This window comes from Hyunsoonleella aquatilis, assembly GCF_014270105.1.
Lineage (GTDB): Bacteria > Bacteroidota > Bacteroidia > Flavobacteriales > Flavobacteriaceae > Jejuia > Jejuia aquatilis.
Genome location: NZ_JACNMF010000001.1, coordinates 676146 through 694057, shown reverse-complemented (window position 1 = coordinate 694057; position 17912 = coordinate 676146). Strand labels below are relative to the sequence as shown.

General features: G+C 36.5%; 15 protein-coding genes. 12 read left to right on the top strand and 3 right to left on the bottom strand.

The window, feature by feature from the left end; genetic code table 11:
• Positions 1 to 418: 418 nt before the first annotated feature.
• From H7U19_RS02945 to H7U19_RS02915, 7 genes are all read left to right on the top strand, one after another.
• Entirely contained in the window at positions 419 to 589 is a 171-nt protein-coding gene (locus H7U19_RS02945) for a hypothetical protein (protein WP_186558510.1), read from the top strand.
• A 278-nt stretch (positions 590 to 867) separates the two neighbouring features.
• Positions 868 to 2001, top strand: coding sequence for an HlyD family secretion protein (locus tag H7U19_RS02940; protein WP_186558504.1), 1134 nt, complete (start codon positions 868 to 870; stop codon positions 1999 to 2001).
• Between the two features lie 58 nt (positions 2002 to 2059).
• The gene (locus H7U19_RS02935) at positions 2060 to 4210 is read left to right on the top strand and encodes a peptidase domain-containing ABC transporter (protein ID WP_186558503.1); all 2151 of its coding nucleotides are present in this window, start codon (positions 2060 to 2062) and stop codon (positions 4208 to 4210) included.
• A 415-nt stretch (positions 4211 to 4625) separates the two neighbouring features.
• On the top strand, positions 4626 to 4784 hold the full coding sequence (locus tag H7U19_RS02930) for a hypothetical protein (RefSeq protein WP_186558502.1): 159 nt from the start codon (positions 4626 to 4628) through the stop codon (positions 4782 to 4784).
• Positions 4785 to 5052: 268 nt separating this feature from the next.
• Positions 5053 to 6297: an NRAMP family divalent metal transporter gene (locus tag H7U19_RS02925; protein ID WP_186558501.1), complete on the top strand. Its 1245-nt coding sequence runs from the start codon at positions 5053 to 5055 to the stop codon at positions 6295 to 6297.
• A 51-nt stretch (positions 6298 to 6348) separates the two neighbouring features.
• Positions 6349 to 7227, top strand: a complete 879-nt coding sequence (gene lipA / locus H7U19_RS02920; protein WP_186558499.1) for a lipoyl synthase — start codon at positions 6349 to 6351, stop codon at positions 7225 to 7227.
• Positions 7228 to 7306: 79 nt separating this feature from the next.
• Positions 7307 to 9547, top strand: a complete 2241-nt coding sequence (locus H7U19_RS02915) for an ATP-binding protein (RefSeq protein ID WP_186558491.1) — start codon at positions 7307 to 7309, stop codon at positions 9545 to 9547.
• Here H7U19_RS02915 and lpxK read toward each other — a convergent pair.
• Positions 9544 to 10551, bottom strand: a complete 1008-nt coding sequence (gene lpxK / locus H7U19_RS02910; protein WP_186558489.1) for a tetraacyldisaccharide 4'-kinase — start codon at positions 10549 to 10551, stop codon at positions 9544 to 9546. The two genes, H7U19_RS02915 and lpxK, sit on opposite strands and share 4 nt — an antisense overlap.
• Before the next feature lie 46 nt (positions 10552 to 10597).
• On the opposite strand from lpxK, the gene H7U19_RS02905 reads away from it, so the two are divergent.
• From H7U19_RS02905 to msrA, 3 genes are all read left to right on the top strand, one after another.
• The gene (locus H7U19_RS02905) at positions 10598 to 11692 is read left to right on the top strand and encodes a Nif3-like dinuclear metal center hexameric protein (protein ID WP_186558487.1); all 1095 of its coding nucleotides are present in this window, start codon (positions 10598 to 10600) and stop codon (positions 11690 to 11692) included.
• A gap of 3 nt (positions 11693 to 11695) precedes the next feature.
• Complete coding sequence (locus H7U19_RS02900) at positions 11696 to 12475, top strand: zinc ribbon domain-containing protein (protein ID WP_186558479.1); 780 nt, start codon at positions 11696 to 11698, stop codon at positions 12473 to 12475.
• 186 nt (positions 12476 to 12661) lie between these two features.
• On the top strand, positions 12662 to 13321 hold the full coding sequence (gene msrA / locus H7U19_RS02895) for a peptide-methionine (S)-S-oxide reductase MsrA (protein ID WP_186558477.1): 660 nt from the start codon (positions 12662 to 12664) through the stop codon (positions 13319 to 13321).
• Between the two features lie 91 nt (positions 13322 to 13412).
• On the opposite strand, the gene H7U19_RS02890 is transcribed toward msrA, so the two are convergent.
• Positions 13413 to 14213: a class I SAM-dependent methyltransferase gene (locus tag H7U19_RS02890; RefSeq protein ID WP_186558469.1), complete on the bottom strand. Its 801-nt coding sequence runs from the start codon at positions 14211 to 14213 to the stop codon at positions 13413 to 13415.
• A 139-nt stretch (positions 14214 to 14352) separates the two neighbouring features.
• Entirely contained in the window at positions 14353 to 14772 is a 420-nt protein-coding gene (locus H7U19_RS02885) for a (4Fe-4S)-binding protein (protein WP_186558467.1), read from the bottom strand.
• Positions 14773 to 14889: 117 nt separating this feature from the next.
• On the opposite strand from H7U19_RS02885, the gene kynU reads away from it, so the two are divergent.
• Positions 14890 to 16176: a kynureninase gene (gene kynU, locus H7U19_RS02880; RefSeq protein WP_186558465.1), complete on the top strand. Its 1287-nt coding sequence runs from the start codon at positions 14890 to 14892 to the stop codon at positions 16174 to 16176.
• Between the two features lie 276 nt (positions 16177 to 16452).
• Positions 16453 to 17910, top strand: coding sequence for an FAD-dependent oxidoreductase (locus H7U19_RS02875; protein WP_186558463.1), 1458 nt, complete (start codon positions 16453 to 16455; stop codon positions 17908 to 17910).
• Positions 17911 to 17912: the final 2 nt, after the last annotated feature.

Sequence of the window (17912 nt, the reverse complement as noted above, 5' to 3'; positions counted from 1 at the left end):
CTGTTCATAGCTTTTATACAACTTGATTTCTTTTTCAAAATATGGTTTCGTACAGATTTAGTAGTCATGAATATGACAGAGATAAATAAGCTTGGCCTCTGGCATTTAAGTTTATCAGGCATTAATCTTACTAGTATATTTCTTTGGATCATTTAGCTATATGAAGCCTTAATTATTTTATTCGTTGAATATAAAAGTTTCCCTAGTTTTGATGAAATATCATTTTTCGAAAAAGATAAATATTGGTTCAAAAACCTATGTTAGATCTTGCGTCATAAAAGAAGTGAGATTTTTTCTATTATATTTCGCTTAAAAATAACATTACGTATATTCTTTCAATATGTTTTATGTATATTCGTTCAAAATAATATTATATAACTTGGTACTTATATTGGGTGCCGTAAAAATTTTAAATTTTATGAATTTACAAAAATTAAATTTGCAAGAAATGCAAACTGAGGAATTAATGGAAATATCTGGTGGTACTGAACAACCGTCACTTTGGGAGAGTTATTGGGGTGTAATGACAGATCCTAACAGTCATGCTTGGATCCTTGCTTTGAGTCCACTTGTTATACTCGACTTATAGTATATATACGCGTACTTCTTAAGCATAAGAATTAAGCTTCTAATGTCTGACTTTTTTAAGTAATTAAATTTACTAAAGTCAGACGTTTATGGTTTATATCAGTGAGCGCATGTTGTTTTAATCATTTCTCTTAATTAATACAACCTGATACCGCAGTTATAAGTTTTAAGTAAATTACACTAAAACAAATCTAATAATATTAAGATGCAACATCAAATTGCTAAAAAATAAAAGCTAAAAAGTTTTTCTTGTTATCGCTTTATTTGCATTAAAAAACTATGAACTTCAGTTCGGATCCAATACACAACCTCGAAAACCTTATTGCTAAAAACACAACCAAAAGCATTTCTATTTATTTACTGGTAGTTATAACGCTTATTGGTGTTTTAGCATGTTTGCCTATTATTAAAGTAGATATTAGCAAACAAAGTCGTGGTATTATACGTGCAAAACAAGACAATAGCCCATTAATTAGTATTGTTAGTGGTAAGCTAACCCAAGTTCGTTTAAAAAATAACCAACAGGTTTACAAGGGAGACACCTTATTAATCATTACCACAGATAATATAAAAGCACAGAAAACACTTAATGATTCCTTGTTAAAACAAGCAGAAATAAAGTTTATAGATTACATAAATTTAATCAATAATAAACCAAAACTAATAAAGGATAACATCATAATTGATGACTATGAACGCTATTTATTTCAGAAACAAGAGTTGGTAAGCAAAGTACAACAAGCAAAAATCAACTTTAATCGTTACGAACAGCTATTTAAAAAACAAATTGTTGCCCAATCAGAATACGAAACCTATTTGTACGGTTTAAAATTCGCCAAGGAAGCGCTTAATAGCTTTATTAAACAACAACGGGCACAATGGCAATCTAAAAAACGTGAGATAGAAACCCAAATAAGAAATCTTATGAGCAAAAAAGAGCAATTTATATCAGAGAGCAACAACTACGTGCTTACTGCACCTATATCTGGAACTTTAGAAAATGTGTTAGGCTTGCAAGTAGGCTCATTTGTTAACGCTTCACAAATTATTGCAACAATTTCTCCAAACAGTAATTTAATCGTAGAAAACACAGTTTCTCCAACAGACATTGGTTTGTTAAAAATTGGTCAGGATGTAAAATTTCAACTGGATGCCTTTAACTATAACCAATGGGGAATGCTAGAGGGAAAGGTCATAGACATAGATAAAAATATAACCATACAAGACAATTCCGCATTTTTTAAAGTACGCTCTAGCTTAAACTCAAAACAGTTAACACTTAAAAATGGTTATAAAACCAATATTTCAAAAGGTATGACATTAACCACGCACTATTTTATAACACGCAGAAGTTTATATGAATTACTATTTGATAAGGTAGATGATTGGTTTAACCCTAAAATCCTTGATTAGTAGGCTATATGAAAGCTCTGGACTCAAAAATTGTTATTCGCTACTCTAAATGTATAAAATGCCAAGTATAAAAATAAAACAACATGACATTAAAGATTGCGGAGCAGCGTGTTTAGCATCTATCGGTAATCATTTTGGCATTAATTTACCTATTGCTAGAATACGGCAATTTGCTAGTACCGATAAACGAGGTACAAATGTTTTGGGTATTATTGAAGCTGCAGAAAAAATGGGTTTTAAGGCCAAAGGAGTAAAAGGCGGTTTAGACTCAATACCAAAAATACCTTTACCCGCTATTGCGCATGTGGTTGTCGGTAAACAATTGCAACATTTTGTGGTTATTTATAAAGTAACTAAAAAGAGCATCCAAGTTATGGACCCTGGAAATGGAAAACTCGTTACCTATAGTAATGAGGATTTTAAAAAAACATGGACAGGAGTTTTAATATTATTCGCCAAAAATGATAATTTTAAAAACGTTAACGAAAAAACCAGTGCCTTTAGACGCTTTTGGGATTTAATACAACCTCATAAAACCGTTTTAATACAAGCACTTTTTGGAGCTATAGTTTTTACAATTCTTGGTCTTGCCATGTCTATTTATGTTCAAAAAATAACAGATTATGTATTGGTTGGTGCAAACCGAAATTTACTAAACCTGTTAAGTATCGTTATGGTTGCTGTTATTTTACTACAGGCTTATATTGGCTGCAAAAAGAGCGTTTTTGTCCTTAAAACAGGACAGTTGATAGATGCGAAACTAATTTTGGGATACTACAAACATTTGCTCCAGTTACCACAACGCTTTTTTGATACCATGCAGATAGGTGAAATTACCTCAAGAATAAATGATGCAGTAAAAATTCGTGCTTTTATAAACAACGTAGCCATAGATATGCTGGTAAATATTTTTATAGTGGTGTTCGCGTTTGCTCTAATGTTTACGTACTACTGGAAATTGGCATTGGTAATTTTATTGGTTATTCCGTTTTATATCTTCGTTTATTATTTAATGAATCGATTTAACAAAAAAGTGGAACGTAAACTCATGGAAAACACAGCAGAACTTCAGACACAACTGGTGGAAAGCATTACGCACGTAAGAACTGTTAAAGAGTTTGGTATAGAAGAATTTTCGAATATTAAAACTGAAAACCGATTTGTAAAACTATTATTTACTACTTATAAATCTGGACTAAATGGTATCTTCTCTGGAACTTCAACACAGTTTTTGGCATCAATTTTTACTGTTATTTTACTTTGGATAGGTTCTGGCTATGTGTTGGATAATGAGATTACCACAGGTGAATTGTTTTCATTTTATGCCCTTATTGGATATTTTACATCTCCTGTTACCTCTTTGGTTGGGATGAATAAAACTGTTCAAAATGCATTGATTGCGGCCGACAGGTTATTCGAAATTATGGATTTAGAACGTGAGGAAACGGAGAATAAAATCAACCTTATCAAAGAAAATCTTGGAGATATTGTTTTTGAAAATGTGTCATTTAGATATGGTTCAAGAACAGAGGTTTTTAACAATTTTAATGTTGCCATTAAAAAAGGACAAACAACAGCAATTGTTGGAGAAAGTGGTTGTGGAAAAACAACACTTATAGCATTACTTCAAAATTTATACCCTATTAAAGAAGGTAAAATATATATTGGAGATTACGATTTAAAGCATATTCATTACAAAAGTTTAAGACAGCTTATTGGAGTTATACCCCAACAGCTTAATTTATTTTCTGGTACGATTATAGAAAATATTGCATTAGGGGAAAATTTTCCTGATATGAAGCGCATTATCGAATTATCCAACAAACTGGATATCACTAAATTTGTGGAAAAATTACCCAATGGCTTTGAAACTCAAATAGGAGAAAATGGAGCGATGCTATCTGGAGGGCAAAAACAACGTATCTCCATTGCAAGAGCCTTATATAAAAATCCAGAAATATTATTAATGGACGAAGCAACCTCTGCTCTCGATACGCATGCTGAAACTATTGTAAAACGAGTTATTGAAGATTTCAAATCACATGGCAAAACAATTATCGTAATTGCACATAGATTAAGCACTATAGCAAATACAGATACTATTTTGGTTATGGAAAATGGAACAATTGTAGAGCATGGAAATCATAATAATCTACTATCCAAAGAAGGGAAGTATTTTGAACTTTGGAATAAACAAAGCTTGGTTTAAACCAAACTTGAATTGTTTTAAGCATATAAAAATTAGTGCCCTACTAAAAGGCTCTTATTAAGTCAATATAAAGGTTTTTTTTCTCAAAAGTTAAAAGCATGTTGTGGCATCTAAAAAACCATTAATTTTTTACCTGAAGGTTTTGTCGTGAGTTATTGACGTTTTTAGTAGGATTATCCAAAGAGCTTAAACATATCTATGTAAGTCATTTAATGAAATCGTACCATAGATCCCATATCAGAGTATGCCGATCTATATTAGATTTTGCGTTATATAAGAAGTGAGAATTTTTGTTAAGATATCTCGTCCAAAAAAGGATTACGTATATTCTTTCAAAATATTTTATGTATATTCGGTCAAGATATTATTGTTTAACCTGGCACTTATACTGGGTGCCTTAAAAATTTCAAATTTTATGAATTTACAAAAATTAAATGTTCAGGAAATGCAAGCTGAGGAATTAATCGAAACATCTGGTGGTAAGTCTCTTTGGGATACTTATTGGGAAGTAATGACGGATCCTAGTAGTCATTCGTGGATTAATGAACTTAGTATGAGTATATGGATAGGCTAGTGAGTCAATAGACACACGCACTTCTTAATCATAAGAATAAAGCTTTAAATGTCTGACTTTTTTAGTAATTAAATTTACTAAAGTCAGACGTTTATGGTTTATATCATTGAACGCGGTAAGTTATTACTTGCTATTTTTTGTTTTCGCTTTATTTACATTAAAAAAACCTTTGAAAAAGAAGTCTCTAAAGTTTTAAAATATTATTATATTAACCATTTACATTTGAGTAAATTAAGGGAAAGACATAGAATTAAAAAAGCTTCTATTTTTGATTACTAAACTAAAAGCCCTTGGACCCGGATTATTATTTGCGGGAGCGGCCATTGGCGTGTCTCATTTGGTACAATCCACAAGGGCAGGAGCCGATTTTGGATTGGGGTTGATATGGGCATTAGTTTTGGTAACGCTCTTTAAATATCCTTTTTTTCAATATGGCCCAAGATATGCGGCGGCCACCGGGGAAAGCTTGCTTGAAGGTTACAAAAAATTAGGCAAAGGGGTTTTAATAGCCTATTACATCCTAACCTTAGGCACCATGTTTGTGATTCAGATGGCGGTGACCATTGTAACGGCGGGGATTGCTTCTTCATTGTTTATTGATTTTGAACCCATTTCTTTTGGCAGTCATGCAATTTCAAGTGTTCAAATATGGTCTATAATTATCCTTTTAATTTGTCTTTTACTTTTGATACTTGGAAAATATAAATTGCTGGATAACTTGATGAAAGTTATCATCATTACACTTTCCATAAGCACCGTTGTTGCTGTCGCTATGGCATTGTTCAACAATACCACTCCACTTTCACTGACCCAAGTATTGCCCGAAAACAGTTTGGAAATTACCTTTTTAATTGCCTTTATGGGCTGGATGCCAGCACCTTTGGACATTTCCATATGGCATTCCCTTTGGGCCATAGAAAAGAAAAAAGACCATAATTCCTTTTCAACTAAAAAAGCCTTGTTCGATTTCAATATGGGTTATTTCAGCACTATTTTTCTTGGCATCGGCTTTGTCCTTTTGGGAGCTTTGGTGATGTATGGTAGCGGGGAGACGTTTAGTAATTCCGCAGGGGTATTTGCAGGCCAGTTGATAGATATGTATACTACTAGCCTGGGGAACTGGGCCTACATTATTATTGGCTTAGCGGCTTTTACAACGATGTTCAGTACAACATTGACCACATTGGATGCCTCTCCAAGGTCCATGGATAGAACAACGGAATTATTGCTCAAAAGGCCCTTTAAATTTGGATACCTGTTTTGGATCGTGCTATTGTGCATTGGAACGGTTTGTATCTTTTTATTTTTGGCTTCTGAAATGGGGTTGCTCATAAAAATCGCTACTATTTTGTCCTTTATCACGGCTCCCTTTTATGCCATCGTCAATTATCGACTCATTTCGAGCAAGCACACACCCAAACAATGGCATCCTTCCAGAAATCTGCACGTATTGAGTTGGCTTGGTATCCTTTTCCTTATTGGATTCAGCGTATGGTACCTCACAACTCTTTAAGCCCTTAATTAAAAGAATACTTCGTATCTTTGCTGTCCATTTTTTCAGCTTATGAAGACAGAAGCAGTCTCCAATATATTACCAGAACGCCAAGGCAAACCAAAATGGTTGCGAGTTAAGTTGCCCACAGGAAAAAAATACACCGAATTAAGGGGTTTGGTGGACAAATACAACCTGAACACCATTTGTACTTCAGGGAGTTGCCCCAATATGGGCGAATGCTGGGGCGAGGGCACTGCAACGTTTATGATTCTGGGAAATATTTGTACACGTTCATGTGGTTTTTGCGGGGTAAAAACCGGAAGGCCAGAGTCCGTGGATTGGGACGAGCCGGAAAAAGTAGCCCGTTCCATAAAAATCATGAAGATAAAACATGCTGTACTGACTAGTGTGGACCGAGACGATTTAAAAGACATGGGTAGTATCATGTGGGCTGAAACTGTAAAGGCCGTCCGCAGAATGAATCCTGAAACCACATTAGAGACCTTAATTCCAGATTTTCAGGGCATTGAACGACATATCGACCGTATAATCGCTGTGTCTCCGGAAGTAGTATCCCATAATATTGAAACGGTAAAACGGCTCACAAGGGAAGTTCGTATACAAGCAAAATATGAAAGAAGTTTGGGCGTTTTAAAATATTTGAAACAACAAGGGCAACGGCGCACCAAGTCAGGCATCATGCTTGGGTTAGGGGAAACGCGGGAAGAAGTTATTGAAACCTTGCATGATTTAAAAACCCATGACGTTGATGTGGTGACTATCGGCCAGTACCTTCAACCTTCTAAAAAGCACTTACCCGTTAAACGCTTTATTGAACCAAGTGAGTTTGATGAATTCAAGGAAATTGGGCTTGAACTTGGTTTTAGACACGTAGAAAGTAGTGCTTTGGTTCGCTCGTCATACAAGGCTCAAAAGCACATAAATTAGATAAAATGTGCAATTTATCGGAAAAAAAGTGTATTTTATCGAATAAATATTTATATTTGTCGGACCTATTTATACTAAAATGTCCCAAATAAAGCAATATATAAGCATATGCATTGTTTTAATGCTTGTGTCCTTCAGCTTATCGTCTCAAAATTCTATTGAGGATGACCCTGAAATCATACAGAATAACATCGACTATCGAGTAGAGCAATCTCAAAAGGATATTGCCAATTTCAAATATTTCGAAGCTCAAAAAACTTTGGATGAAGCTTTGGAACTAGCTCAAGATGCTAACCTGAAAAAAAGTATTGGTTTAATTTATTCCATCAAAGGTCGTTTACACCTTATTATAGAGGAAGAAGAAGATGCCATCCAGGCACTTAATAAAGCTGTTGAAATGCAACGCATCACCAACGATAATAAAAATTTGGGGCGTTCGTTTAAAACATTTGGGGACGTTTATATGTCCAAGAAAAACACATATCAGGCATTGGACTCCTACAGGGCGGCCAAGTCAAAATTCCAAGAAGAAGAACTCAAAAAAGAATTGGCCGAAACCCTTCTTGCAGAGGGAAATGCATATCTGGAACTTAAAAATTTCCGAAAATCAAGAGAATTGATTGAGCAAGCCGTAGCGCTCTCAAGAAAGGAAGAATTCAATGATATCCTTAGTAGTGCCTTGATTTATCACGGGAAGGTATATCATGCCTTAAGCGATCCCGCCAAAGCTCTGGGTTTTACAAAGGAAGGCTTGGATATTGCCAAAACAAACGGCTATAACAGCACCGCCAACGAAGGATACTTGGTTTTAAGCACGATTTACGAAAGCACCCAAAACCATCAATTGGCAAATGACTACTTGAAAAAGCACGTTACCCTTTCCGACTCTTTACGCGCCGTGAAAAAAGCCAATTTATCCCCTGAAAAACGCATTCAATTTTTGATCAATGATCAAATAGAACATAACAAAAGACAAAAGGCTGAACTTGACGAAGCCAATAGCAAGAATGATTTAAGCACGCTAATTTCTATATTAAGTGTGGCTTTGATTACCATTCTATCGCTACTCACCCTATCACTCTACAAGAATAATAATATCAGACTTAAAACCAATAATATGCTCCACAAGAAAAACAACGAGCTAATTATTGCTAAAGAAAAAGCTGAATTAGCCTCAAAAACAAAAGCCAACTTTCTATCTACAGTTACCCACGAGCTCCGTACACCACTGTATGCGGTAACGGGCCTGAGCAACATGTTATTGGACGAAGACCCCAAACCAGAGCAGATCCAACATTTAAAATCGTTGAAATTCTCAGGGGATTACTTATTGACGTTTATTAACGATATACTTCAAATCAATAAAATTGAAGCCAATAAGGTTGAAATTGAACCAGAACCCTTCAACCTTAAAAAGAAAATCAACAATATTATCCTTGCACTGAACAATCAGGCTTTGGACAACAACATCACCATTCATTTTGAATACGACAAGGATTTGCCCGAAAACTTCATTGCAGACCAATTGAAGATTTCACAAATCCTAATCAACCTTATCGGAAACTCCATCAAGTTTACCAAAGATGGGGATATTTGGATTCGAGTATATAAAATTGGTGAGGAAAACAACAATTACACGCTACGTTTTGAAGTGGAAGACAACGGCATCGGTATCACAAAAGAGAAGCAGGACAATATGTTTGAAAGCTTTTCTCAAGGTTCTATCCAAATTAACCGAAAATATGGAGGTACTGGCCTTGGACTATCGATCGTGAAAGGATTGATCGATATTTTAAAAGGTAATATTTATATGCAAAGTGAATTAGGAAAAGGCACCACCTTTTTCTTTGAAATTCCTTTAGAGTATAATGAAGCCTCAGAAATAGCTTCCAACAAAAAGGTGAAAAAATTAGATGTCAAACCAGCCAATCTAGACCTCAGCAGCGTAAAAATCCTTGTGGTTGAGGACAATAAAATCAACCAGATGATTACCAAAAAAATCCTCAACAAAATGGATTTGTTTTGCGAAATTGTGGATAATGGAGAAGGGGCTGTGGATATGGTAAAAGCTAACAAGTATGATATTATTTTGATGGACATCCACATGCCAGGCATTAGTGGTATTGAAGCTACCAAAATTATACGCACGTTTGATAAAGAGCTGACCATATTTGCATTAACAGCGGTTACTATTGAAGACAAAATGCACGAGTTTGAAGAAGCTGGCTTTACCGACATTATCCCAAAACCGTTCAAACAGGAAGAGTTCGAGAAAAAACTTTTCAATGCACTGTCCAAGAAAAATAATGCAACAGCCTAATTGGCACTTACAAAGGACCTTATCCTAGCATTAAAGTCTGTATCCCTTTCTATTGAAACAGAAATAGGCAAATAGTACATTTTATCCAATAGAGATGGATATTGCCTTAATCTCATAAAGTCTTTTTCGGTGGTCAAAATCATGGATTTTTTTTCCAGCAAAGCAATGTCCTTTTCAGTAAATCCGTGATGATCCTTAAAATTCAAATGCTCAAAACTTAATCCTTTTCGTTTTAAGTGATCTACAAGGGGCATAGCATTGGCGATGCCAGTTACCAAGGTAAAACTATCCAATTCTGTTAATTTCTTTTTTGATCTTTCGGAAAGCACCTCATCGGCATACCCTATCGAACTGAAAAAAACGGACTGTCCTTCTTTTGGCTTGATTCGTTTTACAAATTGTGATTTTTCAACCTCGCTTAATTTCGGCGGACATTTAGTGACAACTATGATGTCAGCTCTTTGGGCTCCCCCTCTTGGCTCTCTTAAATCCCCCGTGGGCAAAACGATATCCTTAAAATAGGGATTGTCAAAAGTGGTTAGTAAAATGTATAATCCTGCCTTTACTTTTCGATGCTGGAAAGCGTCATCGAGCAAAATTAAATTTGGGATATCTTCTAAATTTCGCAATTGGTGAATTCCGTTCACGCGATTACCATCCACAGCAACCTGTATTTCACTTCTAAATTTATGATAAAGTTGATAAGGCTCATCTCCAATGGTCTGTGCAGTAGCATTTTCATCGGCCAACTGAAATCCTTTCGTCTTTCTTTTGTAACCCCGGCTTAAAGTTGACAAACTATTTTCATCTTTTAAAAGACGAATTAAATATTCTATCATCGGTGTTTTTCCGGTACCGCCAACGCTTAAATTCCCCACACAGATAACAGGGAAATCAAAAGAAGTGGATGATTTTATGCCCCAATCGTAAAGTTTGTTGCGAAACCATGTTACTATAAAATAAACCGGTACAATTGGGAACAATATTTTTCGAAGAAGCTTCATTTAAGCGAATGTATAATATTTTATCTTTGAAGCAAATAAATAAACCATGATTGTACAAGACGTCATTGACCATTTAGAAGCACTCGCCCCTCTCTCCTATGCCGAAGATTTTGACAATGTTGGGCTTTTGGTGGGTGACAAAAATGCAGAATTGACAGGAGTTTTGGTCACTTTAGACACGCTTGAATCGGTTGTTGATGAGGCTATTTCAGAAAAATGCAACTTAATCGTCAGTTTCCACCCCATCGTTTTCAAAGGTTTAAAAAAGTTGACTGGCAAAACTTATGTCGAACGCGCGGTAATAAAAGCCCTTAAGCACGATATTGCTATTTACAGTATGCATACGGCACTGGACAATGCCTTTCAAGGGGTAAACGATATGATTTGCAATCAATTGGGATTGACGGACAAAATTATTCTCATTCCGCAAAGTGGCACCATCAAAAAACTGACGACCTATGTTCCAAAAAATGAAGCTGAAGCATTAAGGACTGCACTTTTTAAAGCCGGAGCTGGGGATATTGGCAACTACAGTAATTGTAGTTTTAATGTTGAGGGTTATGGCACGTTTAAAGGCAACGATAAATCCTCACCAACTATCGGTAATAAAGGTGAAACGCATACCCAAGCAGAAACTAAAGTCACCGTGATTTTTGCAAAACATTTGGAATCCAAAATACTTCGAACCCTTTTTGAAGTGCATTCCTATGAAGAAGTGGCTTATGAGGTGGTCACCATAGAAAATAAAAACCAGCAAATAGGTATGGGTATGGTTGGGGAATTGGCCTCTCCCATGTCAGAAACTGAATTCCTTAATTACCTCAAAGAAAAAATGAATACTGGTGTCATCCGGCATTCATCACTTTTGGGCAAAAGCATCCAAAAAGTAGCCGTTTTAGGTGGGTCGGGAAGTTTTGCTATTTCGGCGGCCAAAGCTTTGGGAGCAGATGCTTTTGTAACGTCAGACTTAAAATATCACGACTTTTTTAACGCCGAAAATCGCATACTTTTAGCGGACATTGGCCATTACGAAAGTGAACAATTCACAAAAAATCTTTTGACAGCTTATCTTAAGAAAAAAATCACTAATTTTGCAATCATTTTATCAAATACAAATACCAATCCCGTTAAGTATTTTTAAAGTATGGCTAAAAAGAATGAAGCTACCGTAGAAGAGCGTTTGAGAGCTTTATACAACTTACAACTTATAGATTCTCGCATTGATGAAATCCGAAATGTCCGTGGAGAATTACCCTTAGAAGTTAGAGATTTAGAAGATGAAGTTGCAGGATTAAACATCAGACTCGAAAAACTGGTTAACGGTTTAGAGGTTATTGACAATGATATTTCTTCCAAAAAGAACCTGATCGAAGAATCTAAGGCTCTGATGAAAAAATATGCCGAGCAACAGAAAAATGTTCGTAACAATAGGGAGTTCAACTCTTTGTCAAAGGAAATAGAATTCCAGGAGTTGGAAATTCAATTGGCCGAAAAGCATATCAAGGAATTTAAGGTACAAATTGAGCAGAAAAAAGAGGTGATTACTGAAACCAAAGAGCAATTAAAGGAGCGCGAAACTCACTTAAAGCATAAAAAAGGCGAATTGGATGCAATTTTGGCCGAAACGGAAAAAGAGGAGCAGGCATTGCTTGCGAAATCTGATGAATACAAAACTCAGATTGAAGCCCGTTTGGTAGCTGCTTATGATAGAATCCGTAAAAATGTTAAGAACGGATTAGCAGTTGTGCCAATAGAAAGAGGTGCTTCAGGAGGCTCGTTTTTTACCATACCTCCACAAGTGCAAGTGGAAATTGCCTCACGCAAGAAGGTAATTACCGATGAGCATAGCGGTAGAATTTTAGTGGACGCCACCCTTGCAGAAGAGCAAAAAGCAAAAATGGACAAGCTGTTTTCTAAGCTATAGTCTTCTTATAAATATATAATTCGAACCCTAGTGATTTTATTGCTAGGGTTTATTCTTATCTAATTTAATCGTTATATTGCAATATTACGATAATTTAACACCTGAAAAAAAAATCAAAAACGTTTAAGGTTTTGTATTTTTAGGCGTCTATATAAAAGTAACTTTTGCATACGTAAACATATCGCTATGAAAAATATCATCACCCTTTTTGTTTTAACCTTGTTATTTAGTTGCCAAAATGTGGCGCAAAACAACAAGAAAACGGATGCAGTTAAAAACGCCCAACCTGTGGCCGTTCCTATGGAAAACGGTCTAGACAAAGCCTATTTTGCAAGCGGTTGCTTTTGGTGTGTCGAAGCTGTTTATGAAAGTATTAAAGGTGTAAAAGAGGTGATTAACGGTTATTCCGGCGGCCACACAAACAACCCGACCTACGACGCCAGTAATACGGGTCGCACCGGTCATGCCGAAGCCGTCGAGGTTATTTATGACCCGAAAATTGTCAGTTTTGATATTTTAGTTGATGCTTATTTTGCGTCCCAAAACCCCACTCAGGTCAATGGACAGGGGCCAGATCGCGGTTCACAATACCGCTCGATAATTTTTTATCAAAATGAATCGCAAAAGGAAGTTATTTTAAAGAAAAAAGAAGCTTTGGCCGAAAAACTGAACGCTACAATAGCGGCCGAAGTGTATCCTTTTCAAAAATTTTGGGTGGCCGAAGATTACCACCAAAACTACGAACGTTTGCATCCTAACAATAGTTATATTAGAAATGTTTCAATCCCGAGGTTAAAGCGGTTTCAGGCCAAGTTCCCAAAGGAGTTGTTGAAAGACGCGCACTAATTGAATTTGTTCTGCTTTTCGGAACGTTCCATTTTCTCAATACAATTAGATTTTAATTTTTAAACCCATTTGGCGTTAAAAAAATCACTATTCATTTTTTTGAAGCCCTCAAACAAAAAATCAAAGGATACAATTTATCTTTGGTAACGTACATCCCAGAATCTGTTTTTATCAAATTGGGCAATACATCGTAAGGACTTTCATCAAATTCTTTTAAATAGTCTATACGCAACCCAGCTTCTGTCAAAGCAGAAACTACTTCACCTAAACCGTGGTTCCAACCATATTCTTTACTAACCATTTTTGAGTTTTCGTCGGCGTAGGTGCCTTCATATTCTTCATAAATCACCTCATCTTGCATGTAACCATATTTAATGATGGGTTCATCCTGTAAATAATCAAACATCCAAACCATTGGGTGAAATTCTGCCATAAAAAAAGTACCGCCCGGCTTTAAACGCTTCGCAATCATTTTGCCCCAAGGTTTTAAATCTGGCAACCAACCTATGACACCGTAACTTGTAAAAACAATATCAAAATGTTCTTTTACATACTCAGAAGTATCCAAAACGTTACAGCATATAAATTCAGCATCTAACTTTAATTCTTCATTCAGATCTTTGGCCAATTTAATACCTTCATCACTTAAATCTACACCGGTACACTTTGCCCCCATTCTACTCCAACTCAAAGTATCCTGGCCAAAATGACATTGCAAATGCAATAAAGACTTCCCTGAAACACCGCCCAAAGCTTCCAATTCATAAGGCATTAAAGAGGATTTGCCTTTTTTGAACGCCTCCATGTCATACATTTCACTTTTGGCATGAACTTTGACCTTATTATTCCAGGTTGACTTGTTGGTTTTAAAAAAGGATTGATTTTTATCCATAACTGTAAGCAAACGTCTATTTCGCGACAAATATCGTAAATAAAGTAAACCGTTTTTTCCGCATACGCGTCTATATATATCTAAAGCGCCTCAATAATTAAATTGAAGCGCTTTATCTTTTTTAGCAATTTTTTAGCGGTTATCCTTTAAATTCAGCCTTTACATGCGCGCCATCGCAATAAGGCTTATTTTCAGATTTTCCACACCGGCAAAAGGCCGTCGTTTTATTTTTAGTTTCTGAAGAACCGTCTTTTGCTACTACTTTTAAAGTTCCATAGACCAGTAATGGGCCGTCCTCCAAAACCTCAACTTTAGTTTCCATGGTTTGCGAAGATTGGTCTTTTTCATCGTTCATATAATAACTCAAAGCTCCAGATGGGCATTGTTTCACCTGATTGATAATAGCTTCAGTTTCTGCCTCGTCCATTTTAATCCAAGGCCGCAACCTCGGCCTGAAAACTTTGGGCAACCCCTTTGCACAAATTGCAGAATGTATACACTTTTCGGCCTCCCAGACTACCGTGGTTTCTCCATTTGAATACTCTTTTATTTTCCCCATAGCTTTTAGTTTTTACTAAAGATACAAAATTTTCAAATCATTGTAGCATGCCGTTTTCGGTCTTCTTTTCTAAGGTTATATTGCTTATTTTTGTTAGAAACCGAAAACAAATACCCGTTGTCCGATTTCAAATTAGGTCATGAATACGCATTGGAACAGGATCGAAATGATCCTTTAAGCACATATAGAAAACAGTTTTATATTCCCAAAGATAAAGATGGAAATGAAGTGATTTACATGACTGGCAATTCTTTAGGATTACAGCCCAAACAAACGAAGACATACGTCAATCAAGAACTGAAAGATTGGGCCAATCTGGGAGTTGAAGGCCACTTTGAAGCCAAAAACCCATGGTTGAAGTACCATGAATTTCTAACGGAAAACATGGCAAAAGTTGTCGGGGCAAAGCCTATTGAAACAGTGGTTATGAATACACTAACGGCCAATTTGCACTTCCTAATGGTCTCATTTTACCAACCTACCAAAACCCGTTATAAAATATTAATTGAAAGTGATGCTTTTCCATCAGATAAATATGCGGTAGAATCGCAATTGCGCCATCATGATTTTGATGACAAAGAAGGCTTGGTACTTTGGAAACCAAGAAAAGGCGAAGAACTGTTACATTATGAAGATTTAGAGACCATTTTAAAGACCCAAGGCGAGGACGTTGCTTTAATAATGATTGGAGGCGTAAACTATTATACCGGCCAGTTTTTTGATTTAAAGCGGATTACAGAGTTAGGCCATCAATATGGCTGTATGGTTGGATTTGACTGTGCCCATGGTGCTGGAAACGTTCAACTCAACCTTCATGAGTCTGGAGCAGATTTTGCCGCCTGGTGTACCTATAAATATTTAAACGCTGGCCCGGGGAGTTTAGCAGGCTGTTTTGTACACGAACGCCACGCTCACCGAAAAGATTTAAACCGGTTTACAGGCTGGTGGAGCCATAATAAAGAGACCCGTTTTCTGATGCGTGGTGAGTTCGACCAATTACCTGGTGCCGAAGGTTGGCAGTTGAGTAATCCACCTATTTTATCAATGGCTGCCATTAAAGCTTCGTTGGACATTTTTTCCGAAGTTGGCATGGAGGCTTTGACTGAAAAATCAAAAAAACTGACTGGCTATTTTGAATATTTGCTGAAAAATTTGGGTGAAGATGTAATTAAAATTATCACTCCTGAAAATCCTGAAGAACGGGGATGCCAGCTCTCTATTCAGGTGAAGAGGGCAGACAAATCCTTGTATGAAAAATTAACCCAAGCAGGTGTTATCAGTGATTGGCGAGAACCGGATGTGATACGATGTGCGCCCGTACCGCTTTATAATTCGTTTGAGGATGTGTATTGGTTGGTTGAAAAACTAAAGCCCATCCTAACCTTCCCGAAGGGAAGGAACTGAAGCGAACTGATTATAAGAAATAAAAGAGGCAGGAACAAAGTAAAGTAAAAGGTCGAGTCCCAAATCAATTCAAAAAATTGAACATTGAAATGCAGAAATAATGAGTGAAGGAATGTAGATGCAAAGCGAAGCTTTAAGCACGGAATTCCGAGAACGAATGGTGCCTTAGCAATTTCCTCATTTCAATTTGATTTTTTGGTTCGTTTTGCATCAAGGCAAAATGAACATACCCTTAAAACACAATGAGACCCTGAAACAAGTTCAGGGTGACAACACATGAGTAAAAAGAAAATTAAAGATGCGAGTAAGAAAGTCTTCCCCCATGGGGAAGATTTAGAAGGGGCTTCTCAGAATGTACTCATCATCGGTGCAGGACTCTGCGGTAGCCTATTAGCACTGCGATTAGGCCAAAAAGGCTACAACGTCAATGTTTATGAAATGCGCCCCGATTTACGAAAAGTGGATATTAGTGCCGGCCGCTCCATAAACCTCGCCTTTTCCGATAGGGGCAATAAAGCGATGAAACTGGTAGGCTTGGAAGACAAAGTGAAACAGCTTTGTATCCCCATGCACGGGCGCATGATTCACGATACACACGGTAATATCTTTCAATCCAACTACAGTGGGCGAGCCAATGAATATATCAATTCCATCTCTCGCGGGGGGTTGAATGCTTTGTTATTGGATGAAGCCGAAAAACACAAAAACGTCAATATATATTTCAATAAAAAATGTAAATCGGTCAACTTTGAAAAAACCACTGCCCGATTCAAAGATTATAATACCAAGGATGAGTTTGTAGAAGATGCCGATATCATTATTGGTACCGACGGAGCAGGTTCGGCCATGCGAAAAAGCTATTACTTGAGCAAGAAGTTTTTGTTCAGCTTTTCCCAAGCCTATTTAACCCATGGCTATAAAGAATTAGCGATTTTACCAAAAGAAAATGGAGATTATAAAATCCACAAGAATGCGCTGCATATTTGGCCTCGTGGCAACTTTATGTTGATTGCATTGCCCAATTTGGATGGTAGTTTTACGGTGACACTATTTTTAAGCTACGATGAAGGCGAATACAATTTCAATAATTTAAAGAGCGAAGAAAGCGTATTGGAATTTTTTCGAAATGAATTTCCCGATGCCCTGGCAGTAATGCCAAATTTGGTGGAAGATTTCTTTGCAAATCCAACATCGCCGTTGGGCACCATTAAATGTTCCCCATGGCATTATAAAGGCAACACACTTTTAATTGGGGATGCAGCGCATGCGATTGTACCTTTTTATGGGCAAGGGATGAACGCCTCCTTTGAGGATGTGGTGGAATTTGATTCTATTTTGGATAAATATAAGGGCAATTGGGAAACGGTTTTTTCCGAATACGAAAAAACAAGGAAAAAGGATACCGATGCCATAGCCGATTTGGCCATTGATAATTTCCATGAAATGAAAGACCATGTGGCCAACCCCATATTTCAGGAAAAGCGAAAAATAGAAATGGCTTTAGAAAAAAACTTCCCAAATCATTATTCTTCAAAATATAGTTTGGTTACCTTTAATGAGGATATGGGATACCGAGAAGCCATGCTAAAAGGGCGCGCACAGGATAAAGCCATTTTGAATATGCTTTCTGATGGCGAAATCACAAGCTCAGGTAATCTTGAAACGATTTTAAAAAAAGTTAAGGAAGCAACCGAAGCAATTTTGGAAGATGATAGAATTGCAGGGTTGAAATAAAA

What these genes read in the sequence shown, in the direction of transcription:
- H7U19_RS02945 (WP_186558510.1), top strand. Translation starts at nt 419, where the DNA reads ATGAATTTACAAAAATTAAATTTGCAAGAAATGCAAACTGAGGAATTA.
- H7U19_RS02940 (WP_186558504.1), top strand. Translation starts at nt 868, where the DNA reads ATGAACTTCAGTTCGGATCCAATACACAACCTCGAAAACCTTATTGCT.
- H7U19_RS02935 (WP_186558503.1), top strand. Translation starts at nt 2,060, where the DNA reads ATGCCAAGTATAAAAATAAAACAACATGACATTAAAGATTGCGGAGCA.
- H7U19_RS02930 (WP_186558502.1), top strand. Translation starts at nt 4,626, where the DNA reads ATGAATTTACAAAAATTAAATGTTCAGGAAATGCAAGCTGAGGAATTA.
- lipA (WP_186558499.1), top strand. Translation starts at nt 6,349, where the DNA reads ATGAAGACAGAAGCAGTCTCCAATATATTACCAGAACGCCAAGGCAAA.
- H7U19_RS02915 (WP_186558491.1), top strand. Translation starts at nt 7,307, where the DNA reads ATGTCCCAAATAAAGCAATATATAAGCATATGCATTGTTTTAATGCTT.
- lpxK (WP_186558489.1), bottom strand. Translation starts at nt 10,551, where the DNA reads ATGAAGCTTCTTCGAAAAATATTGTTCCCAATTGTACCGGTTTATTTT.
- H7U19_RS02905 (WP_186558487.1), top strand. Translation starts at nt 10,598, where the DNA reads ATGATTGTACAAGACGTCATTGACCATTTAGAAGCACTCGCCCCTCTC.
- H7U19_RS02900 (WP_186558479.1), top strand. Translation starts at nt 11,696, where the DNA reads ATGGCTAAAAAGAATGAAGCTACCGTAGAAGAGCGTTTGAGAGCTTTA.
- msrA (WP_186558477.1), top strand. Translation starts at nt 12,662, where the DNA reads ATGAAAAATATCATCACCCTTTTTGTTTTAACCTTGTTATTTAGTTGC.
- H7U19_RS02890 (WP_186558469.1), bottom strand. Translation starts at nt 14,213, where the DNA reads ATGGATAAAAATCAATCCTTTTTTAAAACCAACAAGTCAACCTGGAAT.
- H7U19_RS02885 (WP_186558467.1), bottom strand. Translation starts at nt 14,772, where the DNA reads ATGGGGAAAATAAAAGAGTATTCAAATGGAGAAACCACGGTAGTCTGG.
- H7U19_RS02875 (WP_186558463.1), top strand. Translation starts at nt 16,453, where the DNA reads ATGAGTAAAAAGAAAATTAAAGATGCGAGTAAGAAAGTCTTCCCCCAT.